The sequence below is a fragment of the Methylobacterium marchantiae genome (assembly GCF_042679825.1).
GTDB lineage: Bacteria > Pseudomonadota > Alphaproteobacteria > Rhizobiales > Beijerinckiaceae > Methylobacterium > Methylobacterium marchantiae.
In genome coordinates this window covers 1-10,214 of record NZ_JBHTND010000054.1, presented here as the reverse complement: position 1 = coordinate 10,214, position 10,214 = coordinate 1, and the positions used below count along the sequence as shown (strand labels likewise).

Annotated in this window: 11 protein-coding genes, 1 tRNA gene and 2 pseudogenes; 12 read left to right on the top strand and 2 right to left on the bottom strand. The window is 62.2% G+C overall.

Going from position 1 to position 10,214, the window contains the following annotated elements; all coding sequences use genetic code 11:
* The first annotated feature begins 113 nt into the window (after positions 1 to 113).
* The 11 genes from ACFQ4G_RS21445 to ACFQ4G_RS21395 all read left to right on the top strand — a co-directional run bounded on the left by ACFQ4G_RS21445 (position 114) and on the right by ACFQ4G_RS21395 (position 7,982).
* Positions 114 to 521 (top strand): DUF4145 domain-containing protein, encoded by a 408-nt coding sequence (locus ACFQ4G_RS21445; RefSeq protein ID WP_379041059.1) that lies wholly within the window; start codon positions 114 to 116, stop codon positions 519 to 521.
* Positions 522 to 741: 220 nt separating this feature from the next.
* The gene (locus ACFQ4G_RS21440; protein ID WP_238209298.1) at positions 742 to 891 is read left to right on the top strand and encodes a hypothetical protein; all 150 of its coding nucleotides are present in this window, start codon (positions 742 to 744) and stop codon (positions 889 to 891) included.
* Positions 892 to 1,443: 552 nt separating this feature from the next.
* Entirely contained in the window at positions 1,444 to 2,208 is a 765-nt protein-coding gene (locus tag ACFQ4G_RS21435; RefSeq protein ID WP_238209297.1) for a helix-turn-helix domain-containing protein, read from the top strand.
* Between the two features lie 149 nt (positions 2,209 to 2,357).
* A complete protein-coding gene (locus tag ACFQ4G_RS21430) occupies positions 2,358 to 2,723 on the top strand; it encodes a hypothetical protein (RefSeq protein ID WP_238209296.1) in 366 nt (121 codons plus the stop codon).
* Positions 2,724 to 2,821: 98 nt separating this feature from the next.
* Positions 2,822 to 4,471 carry a hypothetical protein gene (locus ACFQ4G_RS21425; protein ID WP_238209295.1) on the top strand — a complete coding sequence of 550 codons (1,650 nt, stop codon included), beginning with the start codon at positions 2,822 to 2,824 and terminating at the stop codon, positions 4,469 to 4,471.
* Positions 4,472 to 4,473: 2 nt separating this feature from the next.
* Positions 4,474 to 4,932, top strand: a complete 459-nt coding sequence (locus ACFQ4G_RS21420; protein ID WP_238209294.1) for a hypothetical protein — start codon at positions 4,474 to 4,476, stop codon at positions 4,930 to 4,932.
* 519 nt (positions 4,933 to 5,451) lie between these two features.
* A complete protein-coding gene (locus ACFQ4G_RS21415; protein ID WP_238209293.1) occupies positions 5,452 to 5,805 on the top strand; it encodes a hypothetical protein in 354 nt (117 codons plus the stop codon).
* Positions 5,793 to 6,443 (top strand): hypothetical protein, encoded by a 651-nt coding sequence (locus ACFQ4G_RS21410; RefSeq protein ID WP_238209292.1) that lies wholly within the window; start codon positions 5,793 to 5,795, stop codon positions 6,441 to 6,443. Before ACFQ4G_RS21415 ends, ACFQ4G_RS21410 begins: the two co-directional genes overlap by 13 nt.
* On the top strand, positions 6,440 to 6,739 hold the full coding sequence (locus ACFQ4G_RS21405; RefSeq protein WP_238209291.1) for a hypothetical protein: 300 nt from the start codon (positions 6,440 to 6,442) through the stop codon (positions 6,737 to 6,739). The genes ACFQ4G_RS21410 and ACFQ4G_RS21405 overlap by 4 nt, the downstream gene beginning before the upstream one ends.
* Positions 6,739 to 6,939 (top strand): hypothetical protein, encoded by a 201-nt coding sequence (locus ACFQ4G_RS21400; protein ID WP_238209290.1) that lies wholly within the window; start codon positions 6,739 to 6,741, stop codon positions 6,937 to 6,939. Before ACFQ4G_RS21405 ends, ACFQ4G_RS21400 begins: the two co-directional genes overlap by 1 nt.
* 104 nt (positions 6,940 to 7,043) lie before the next feature.
* A complete protein-coding gene (locus ACFQ4G_RS21395; protein WP_238209289.1) occupies positions 7,044 to 7,982 on the top strand; it encodes a tyrosine-type recombinase/integrase in 939 nt (312 codons plus the stop codon).
* 37 nt (positions 7,983 to 8,019) lie between these two features.
* Here the strand turns inward: ACFQ4G_RS21395 and ACFQ4G_RS21390 are convergent.
* Together ACFQ4G_RS21390 and ACFQ4G_RS21385 are read right to left on the bottom strand one after the other, a co-directional pair.
* A tRNA-Ile gene (locus ACFQ4G_RS21390) sits at positions 8,020 to 8,095 on the bottom strand.
* A gap of 137 nt (positions 8,096 to 8,232) precedes the next feature.
* Positions 8,233 to 8,671 (bottom strand): annotated as a pseudogene (locus ACFQ4G_RS21385) (transposase); the annotation flags it as partial.
* Positions 8,672 to 8,870: 199 nt separating this feature from the next.
* Here ACFQ4G_RS21385 and ACFQ4G_RS21380 point away from each other — a divergent pair.
* Positions 8,871 to 10,130, top strand: a pseudogene (locus ACFQ4G_RS21380) (ISL3 family transposase); the annotation flags it as partial.
* Positions 10,131 to 10,214 lie beyond the last annotated feature (84 nt).

Below are 10,214 nucleotides of genomic sequence, written 5' to 3'. Positions count from 1 at the left end.
GCCGGAAAGGGCGAGCGTTCGTCCTCTTGGCCTCCATCCGCCTAATGACCCGAAAGCTCTGTCAGAAAACATCATGATGCCGGACAGACTCTAAGGGCTTCGTTATATCTCAGGTGTGGCCGCGGGGAACACCGCCCCGCATTCCAGATCATCTTGATGCCAGAGTCGAAAAGGCACTTCTTCAGGCCGAGTCGAACTTTGAGATAGCTGGCAATGAAGAGGCCGCTGGCATGATGTACCGACGGGCTCTTGAGGTCGCTCTGGACATTGCCTTCCCGGATGTCCCAGGCATGCTCTTCCCTAAGCTCAAGGCTCTTGTAGCTAAGGGCCACCTCCTCGCCGCGATCGGCGAATGGGCCGACCACGTACGAGCCCTCGGCAACGAAGCCGCGCATGAAGGGGATGGGATCAGCCGGGAGGACCTGAGCGCCATGCGTGAGTTCACTGATGCGGTGCTCCGCTACGCCATCTCGCTCCCTCGGGAGATCGAGAACCGCAAAGCCGCGAATTCGCCGGATTGAACCGAGGAAAGTCCGTGTATCTGCGCTTATTGGTAGGCGCTCACGACTTGCGGGTGAGCTGACGGCGCTGATGGGCAGTACAGGCCTAGGCAGGTAAGCCTGTCCACGATGCGGATGGAATTCTGAGGGTAACTGATCGCACATAGACCAAGTATCCTGATGGACACCTTGCTCACGCGACTTCACCCTCTTGGTGCGAAACGGACCAATGGAGACAGGAATGGATGAGGCGAGGTTTAGTGCCTTGGAAGCTCGCATCTCCGTATTGGAAAGCGAACTGAAGCGGGCGCGGAACGAGATCCAGTGGGCGATCGGCCTGATGTTCGTCGTCCCAGTGGGACTGCTGATCATCGTGAGAGTTTGGTCGTGAAGGGCTAATACTCGGGCACTCGAAACAGCCACGGCCTCATGGTCGATAATCGGCTGGACGAGCCTTGGGATCCTTGCAGCCGTCCCACCGACCGAAGTCGGATGGCCAACAGCACACTGGGTGTGATCCGGCTCGGCTAGAAGAGCGTTCCGTTGAGGCAAGCGGGCTTGGGAGGTCATCATTACGCTATTGCCCCAGCGCCGAACCGCGGGGCAGGCGTCAATATGAAAGCGTCCCCGGGGCGAGGTACGAATTGAGGCCAATCCGCTTGGGGCGGCCAGTTCGCATCGAACCACGAAACAACCGTCTCGTATTTCTTCACTGTGAACGTGAGGCTAGGATCGCTAAGCCGACGAAAGAATCGCCAATCGCCGGCGGCGCGCTGAGCAACAGTTGACTCCTTACCGCCACTGGCGCGCAGGAATGCACTGAGGCAGGCTCTCAGATTGTCTCGAAGCAGCTCATCCATAACCTGGTCGTACTCGGAAAAATCCGAGAATGCAACGGAAACATCCGAGTAGCGGTAGCCGAAAATTTCTCGGATAAGACCGAATGCCCCAGCACGACATATCCGTCTTAAAGCAGCGAGTTCAAGCAAGGCTGGACGACCTTGGGATGACTGTCGCCGAGGCGACCAGGCGGGGAAAGCTCCCCAAAGATTTTATTTACGACCTGCTCAATGACAGGAAAAAATCTGTCCGATCAGATAACATATATAAACTTGCCCTCGCGCTCGATTGTGACCACGGGTATCTTGAGGGTCAGCAAAATTACATAAGTATTGTCGACAATATCGTAGATTTTGATAGACCCCCTGTATATATTATTGGAGAAGCCGCCGTAGGCGTCTATGTAGACAAGAGCTCTGGCTCAAAATACCAGAGATTTGCTCCCGATATGCCGACACTCCCTCCAGACACAAGATTTCCAGCTGAAGGGCAAGTCGACCTCTTCATAAGAGGAAATAGCATAAATAGATTTGCGCCTAGTGGGTATATATTGCGGTGCGTTTTGATTGACCACTGGCCCGAGCTTATTCGTCCAGGAGATTTAATCGTTGTAGATAGATTTAAAGGCGACCTGAGAGAGCGCGCGGCGTGGCGAATTTTCGGCAATGAAAAGTACATTGAATATCGCACTGATAGCGACATTCGAAGCGAAACCCAGGCTTGGCGGACGCCAGTCAAATCCGAGAAGGTTACTCCATTGGGTGAAGACGCCATTGCGAGCGTCGAAGATATGTCGACCGATGAACATAAACCCTTTGCTGTGGTCATTTTCGCATATGCCGAGCCGCGCATCCGCCGCATGTTCTAGGAAACTTCCGAATTCGGATTGACACTCGGAAACGTCCGAATAGAATGGCATCGCTAAACGACGGGCTATGCCATGCTTTCCGATTTCCTCCCCTTCATCCCGATAAGCCTCTTCGCCATCACATGGGCGATCGGAAACGCTGCCTATGATTGGCAGGCCTGACCATGTCGAACGTGGTCAACTTCCCTTGCTCCCAGATCGGCGAGCCCGAGTGGCGTAGCGCCCCATTTGCAGAGGCCGTCCGGCACACGGCCCACCTCGCCGGCCCGATCAGCCCCTTCGCCTTGTTCAAGCACCTTCAGGACTGGCTCGGCCTGTCCGAGGAAGAGTGCGGCGGCGAGATCAACACCACCCTATTCCTCATGGTCCGCAGTGGCCTCTACACGTCGAACACCTACGACGTGGAGACCGGCACCGTCACCCTGGCCGCGCACACGCTGCTCACACCTTCGGTCACGCTCACGCTGTGCATGCACGACGACCACGAGAGCGTGCCCGACGAACCCGAGATTTAAGAGGTCACGGACGCGCTCACCGAGGCGTCCGTTTCAACCGGCCCACGCAGGTCTGAATAGCCGGCGAGGGCCTTCACCCAACCCACGGAGATGAAATCATGGAACAGCGCCATTGCGTTGATCGCACCCCTGTATCTAAAGTCCAGGCGTTTGCGACAGGTGCACTTACTGATCGAGACATTGATGCTGCTGCGACAAAGCTGTTGACGAGGCCTGCGGCTGTACTTTCAGTGGCCGCGGCGCAGAGGGTTGCTGCCGTAGAAGCTGGTCTTAACGCTGACGCGGACGTTCTCGAACTCGGCCGGAAGCATGATGAGGCACACGCCGTCTGGCGCCGAGCCGTCGAGGCCTATCGCGGCCCCGACGAGCAGCACACGGCGTTTATTGAGGCGGCCAAGGCCCGTGGCGGCCCTACCATGGCTGTCATCATCGAAGGCGAGAAGATCCCTGGTTACAAGGAGGGGTACAAGGCAGACGAAGATGCCTTCGGGATCGTCGGCGACATCGGGCTCGAGATCCTGAAGCACCGGCCGACGTCGGTCGCCGGCCTTGCCGTCCTTGCCCGCGCGCTCGTTCCGCACGTCTGGCCTACCGGCAGCTTTGAAAAAGACGCTGCGCTCGCACCCGACGAAGACATGGACAAAGAGGCGGTGCGTCACATGGTCGAAGCGTGCTGCGCTGCTGCGGGCGTCGATTGGAGGGGGGTGCCCACCGGCGCGCTCTCACCGCTTGCCGGCGGGCATGCCGATCCGGTGTTCGCGCTGATGGAGCGCCATCGCCAGACCTATGCGGACTGGCTGCCGCACGAGGAGGCGACGGGCAATGTCACGGGCGGAGACCCCGCCCGTGAGCGGATCTTCGCCGATGCAAAAGAGCCCGGAGAACGCGAGCGTGCCGCCTATGACGCGCTTTTGACTGCGCGCCCCTCCAGCCTCGCGGGTCTCGCGGCATTGGCTGCGTATCTGCCGCAAGCCGTCATCAATAATGGGTGTGACGACGCCGATGCAGAGGGGGTGCAAGCCCTCGGTTCCGTCTGCGATGCGGTTCTTTCCCTAATGCCGGGTAGCGAAGCCGAGCCGGACGCCGGCGCGGTTCTGGTCGGCGAAATACTGGACGCTTGGGGCGAATGGGCCAAGACGTGCAGTGACGGGTCAAACTCGGATGACGAGGAGGCGTGGAAGCGCAATTCCGACATTCGGGATGATCTGATCGACAGAGCAGCCGATCTGCCGGCTACCCGCGAAAACGCTGCGGCGAAGGCCATCGCGCAATGCTGGCTCGAATACGTCTCCCTTTGGGAGCGTAGCAGGCCCCGCGATAGCTACGGGATCGACGGCCGCCTCTGCTTCGACATTCACGACGCGGCTCAGGCGTCAGTAGCTGGCGACACCCCTGCCGCGGTCGAGGCAATACCCCTGCCCGACGTGGCGGCGATCTCGCTGCGAGAATTGCGCGGGCTCTATGACATCGCCGATCTGCTTCACGAACTTTGCCACGCGCTGAAGTGCCAGCCACGGTGCCATGACGATAGGATGGGAGACACGCCTGCCGGAGCCTTTGCCGGACAAGTCCTGGATCAGTGCGTCCGGCTGATGGGAGCCTGCGAGGCAGAGGCCAACCGGCGCAAGCCCGCGACACTATCCGAAGCGGATGAGCGGCTGTGCATCCTCGCTCGAGCAGTAATTGAGAATGGTGATCCCGCTCAGACAGCGGCCTTAGCCCGCGACCTCCAGGCGTCGGTGGCCTGATTATGGTCGAGGCTCGCACCTTCCCCACCATCGACATCCGCGGCGTGAACACCATCCTGCTCCGCGACGGCTCCGAGATCCGGCTGGAGGACATCCAGTCCTCCGAGCAGGGTCGGGCCATCCTTGACGAGATCGATGGCGCGATCCTCGCCATCGAGGACCAGATCGCCCTCGGATTCCAAAGCGACGATCCGTCGTGGAAGGTCCGGGCCGAGATCGCTCTCAAGAGGAAGCGACGGAGCCGCCCGGCGCTTCAGGCCCGCATCGGCGAGCTACGGCGCGCCGAGAAGGCGTTGGCGATCAAGGACACCCACGCCAACGCGACGTCGAAGGTCGATGCGAAGCGGCAGGCCTTCGTCCATGCGGCCTACGAACTCCTCGGCCATGAAACCTGCGTCGAGGTCTGGGCCCTGGCTCAAGAGAAGCAGCCCGCGCTGTTCACGGAAGGGGGATCGTCATGATCCCCCACTCGATCCAGCCGAAGCTGATCAAGCTTCTTCCGCTCCTCGCCAGTGAGATCGATGGCGAGGTGGTGTCGACAGTTCGGGCGATCGGGCGGACGCTTTCCGCGGCCGGCGTCGACTTCCATGATCTCACGGATTCGCTGGTGAAGGCGCGGGTGGTGATCCCGCCGCGTCCTGCTGGCGGGGCGTTCAACTACGCGGACGTCTATCGCCAGGCGCTCGGGATGGAGGTGATGACCTTCACCCGGCGGCTCGCTCGCGACGCTTTGGCCTGCCGCTCTGGCATCCGGACGAAATGCTCCCCTGGTGGGAGGTCGCGAAGGAATGCCTGCGTCTCAACAGGACCCTGCCGAAGCGAGATGGCGGACGGTTTCTCCGACCGTTCGAGATCGATCTCCTCAAGCAGTTCCTTCACCAAGAGCTCTGGCCGACTAACGCCCAGGCATCATGGGTGGAGACCGTTGTCGCTCGCTGCCATCAGGCCAGGGACGCATCCAAACGGAAGAGGCCGGAAGCATGAGCGCGACCGACCTTTCCCATGCCGAAGCCTTCAAGGCCGGAGTACGCGCCATGGTCGATATGGCCCTCATTGCGGCGATCACTCTCGAGGTTCGAGCCGATGCTGGTGATGTCCGCCAGCGAGCCGCTGTGGCCGCGCTTCAGGGTCTCGCTGAGGGCGCCAAGGCTGCCTTCCTCGATCCGCCCAACCCGCTGATCCGAATCTTCAAGATGATCGCCGAGGACCCCGCCTCATCTGGGGTCCTCCCTTGTCCCACCTGCGCCGGCCGTCTGGTCTGGGTACGTGACAGCTTCAACGGCCACCTACACGGCCAGTGCGAAACCGCGGGGTGCTTCCGATGGATGCAGTAGCGGATCCGATCCTGGCGGTGATCGCCGATCATCGAGCAGCCGACGACGCACTGACCCTCATCCTCGAAAACCTCGACGAGGATGACGAGGAGGCAATGCGTGCCCACAATCGGGCGGCGGACCGCTGCCTCGCCGCCCGCCGAGCCATGAACGACATGAGCCCGGTCACGATGGGCGGCCTGCAGGCGCTCGTCGCACACTACGTTCGGTACCAGGAATACACCGAAGGCTTCGAGCTCATCGCCGCGGTTCTGGAGGGGTGCGAATCCACATTGCATTTCTCGGCCCTTCAGGGCGGAAAAGCCGAGCTGCATGAACAAGTTGTCAGCGCGAATCGACCGAGCGTTTTCGAGGCGATTTCGGCGCACCGAGCCGCATATGACGCTTTCCAGGTCGCGCCCGACGAGAACGTCGATCTCGATGCGGCCCTCGACGCGCAATCCGCGATGCAGACCGCACTGATCGAAATGCTGACCACCCCATGCGTCAGCCGCCCCGATGCCTTGGCACTCCGCTCGCACCTGCAATGGTGGCTCGCCGATGAGGCAGAGTCTGCGGCGGACTATCAGCCCGCATACGCCATCGCGCAGGCTCGCGCCGCTGAACTCACGATGCTCCTAAACGGTGGCGTGCCATGACGGTGCCGACCCTCGACGATGTCCGCGCGGCCTGGATGCGCCTGCCGGCCGAGAAGCGAGACGAGATCGGCCTGCTTGCGGTCGACCTTGTCTTCCAAGGATTCCTGTACGGCGATCTGGTCCCTGAAGAGGATCAGGCTCTGTCCGACCATGACGCTCGGGACCTCGCCGGCGACCGTGAGAACGATCGCCTCAACGAGATCCACCGCACCGTAACGGCCGCGCTGCCCGATCTGCTCGGACCTAACGGGGCGCACCCGGCATGGGTTGAGTGCACGCTGAAGGCAGTGGGGTAATGGGACGCCGGGCCGCCATCGTCACCCAAGCCGACATCGCTCGCGCTATCCGCGCCGTCCAGGCTGCCGGCCTTCCGGTGATGCGCGTGGTGGTGAAGGCCGACGGCGTTGTGGTCGAGACAGTTCGAGCGAACGAGCTGCAAGAGCGCGATGAGGTCGAGCCCGATATGGACAGGGAAGGCCCCGTGGTGGTCCTATGACCGACATCATGCCTCGTCCGCGTCCGCCCCATCTTGTCCGAGAGACCACCCGGCACGATCGGGTCGTCTGGTACGTCCGAGTAGGGCAGGGCAAGCGCACGCGGATGACGGAGCCCTACGGCACGGAGGCGTTCTGGCGCGACTATCGCTCGGCCCTGGAAGGCAAGCCGGTGGAAACCAAGGGCCCAGCGTCCGGGACGCTGTCCTGGCTCATCGCTAAGCACCTGACGACGGCCGAATGGTCCGGGTTGCGACCCGCCACCCGCAAGCAGCGCCATGGCTTCTACCGAACCATGGAGAAGACGGCCGGTAATGAGCCTCTGAAGGCAATCGACCGACGCGCCGTGCTGGCTGGCCGGGATCGTAGGCGTGACCGCCCCTACGCAGCGAACAACTTCCTGAAGGCACTGCGTGGCCTCTTCGGATGGGCGGTCAATGCCGGGTACATGACCGTCGATCCAACCCTCGGCATCAAACCGCTCGCCGGCAACAACGATGACGGCTTCCATTCCTGGTCGGAAGAAGAACTTGAACGCTTCGAGGCCCATTGGCCCCTCGGCACCCGTCAGCGCTTAGCCTTCGACCTACTACTCTACACGGGCCTGCGCCGCGGCGATGCCGTGCGCCTGGGACGGCCGCACGTCCGCGATGGCGAGTTCACAATGCGAACCGAGAAGACCGGCATGGTCGTGATCGCCCCGATCCTGCCGCCGCTCGCCGCATCGATCGCCGCGACCCGCACCGGCGAACTGACCTTCCTGGCGACCGAACGCGGAATGCCATTCGGGAAGGAGTCGTTCGGCAACTGGTTCGGGAAGGCCTGTCGTGCCGCCGAATGCCCTGGATCCGCTCATGGTCTACGCAAGGCCGGAGCACGGCGTGCTGCCGAAGGCGGTGCCAGCGAAGCCCAGCTCAACGCTCTCTTCGGATGGGCCGACGGCAGCCGGGAAAGCGCCACCTACACAAGGACCGCCAACCGCGCAAAGCTGGCCCGCGAAGCACGCAGAAATCCCGCACCGACAATCAAGGTGCGGGAAGCATGACGAAAATACCAACGATTTCAGATAGTTAAGAATGAAGTGGTGGGCCCGGCAGGACTCGAACCTGCAACCAGACCGTTATGAGCGGTCGGCTCTAACCATTGAGCTACAGGCCCAAGACGCTAATTTTCAACGACTTAAAGCAGAGACTATCGAGCTTGGCGCCAGTTGGCTACAGAGACCGCTACAGAAACGCCCCTTTGAGGTACCTGTAGGCTTGCGTTTCGGCAAGCAGTTTGAGAGCTGAGGAGCTCTTGTGGTTCAGCGTGAGGCCTTTCCAGCCGCAGCAGGATGAGTAAGCGCCGATAGCCGAAGCGGCGGCGTTCGCCGGCCAAGCTGCGCAAACGTCCCCGCGCAGCCGCATCGTCAATGCGGGCCGAGGCCTAGCGTTACGTCCTCGGCTCCAGGCCGATCAGCCTGCAGGCACGATGCTGCGAATACCCCTTCTCCTCAATGGCCCAACTCACGGCCGTGCGCCTGGCGTCAGAAGTTTTTCCCACAGCCTCGCGCAGCGTCGCCACGTCGAGCATCGTCTCGGCCAGGAGCTTCTTGAGCTTACGGTTTTCCTCGTCGAGCGCCTTCAGGCGACGCGCGTCCGAGACCTCCATGCCGCCGTAAAGCGAACGCCACGTGTAGAGGGTAGCATCGCTAATGCCATGGCTGCGGCAAATCTCAGCGACCGGCAGCCCCATCTGCTACTCCTTCAGGATGTCGACACGGGCCAACTCGATCATCTGTCGGCGGAACTCGATCGGGTAAGGGGGCCGGATCTTCGGCAGTGGACAAACACCTCACGCGAAAGCGTTCTCGGTGTCCGTGGAATCGGTTCTCCCGCAGTTTGCGTGGAAAGGTCACGGCGACGCTGTGTCGATGGGCTGATTCACGGCAGGGATGATTCTGTCTTCATCCCTGCCGGGCTGCGTCGTCGACCAAGTCATCCGCCGCTCCGGTCATCTCATCATCGTCGCCCATGTTCGCCGGGATCGTGGGCGCTGTCCCGACTGCGGCGCGCCAAGCTCTGCCGTTCACAGCCGATACGTCCGGCATCCCGCCGATCTTCCAAGCTTCGGCGAGGCGGTGACGCTGCGGCTTCAGGTTCGCCGCTTCTACTGCCATCATCCTGCCTGCCGACGGCGGACATTCGTCGAACCGCTGCCGCGGCTTCTCCCGCCACGCGCACGACGCACCTGTCGTCTCGCCCATGCACAGGCTCGAGTGGGCCTCGCGCTCGGTGGCGAGGCCGGCGCTCGCCTCGCCGGGCATCTGGCGATGGCCACAAGCCCCGATACCGTGCTGCGTCTCGTGCACGGCATGAAGCTGCCGCCGATCGGTCCGCTGCGAGCGGTCGGCATCGACGACTGGGCCATCCGCAAGGGCCAGACCTACGGCACGCTCGTCGTCGATCTCGACCGGCGACGTCCCATCGACCTGTTGCCGGACCGATCCAGCACGACTGTCGCGGCGTGGCTACGTCGCCATCCTGGTATCGCGGTCATCACGCGTGACCGCTCGTCCGAATACGCGCGCGCAGCCACCATGGGCGCTCCCGTAGCACTCCCGGTGGCCGACCGCTGGCATATTCTCCTCAATCTCCGCCAGGCTGTGGAGCGCTGGCTCGCTCACGTCCATGGACGCCTGAGATGTCTGCCGGACATCGCGGTCGGAGACGGGCGGCAACCGGGACAACGTCTGCGAGCCTACCGCCGGAACGAATCCGAGAACGCGATGGAGCTCTGGCGCGAACTCCGCGAGCGGGGCTTTGCCGGCTCGCACCGGCAGGTTCACCGCTTCGCCGCCGAGCATCGCACGAAGCCGGCGCGGCGCACCGCCCACAAATGGCTGGCACGAAATGCAGCGCCGATCACTGACGCGATCTCTCTTCCATCTCCCAAGCAACTCGCCTGGTTCCTGATCCAGCCCATTGAGGACCTTCCGCCTCATGCAACCGCCGCCATCATCCGGATCGAGCAGGACCCGGAGGTGGCCCGGCTCAGTGCACTGGCGCAGCGCTTCGCCGCCCTGGTGCGAAGTTGCTGTGCCGATGGCAGCCGGCCCTCTGATCCCGCCGGCGAACTTGACCTCTGGCTCGACGCGGCGCGTCTCAGTGAAATCCCGGCCCTCAAGACGTTCGCGTCCGGCCTAGGTCGTGAACTCATAATGGGATTTGGATCAGGACGAGGATCACCGGGTTTCCCCTCTGGATGGAGGTGCCGATGGCTCGGTTTGATCTGACGG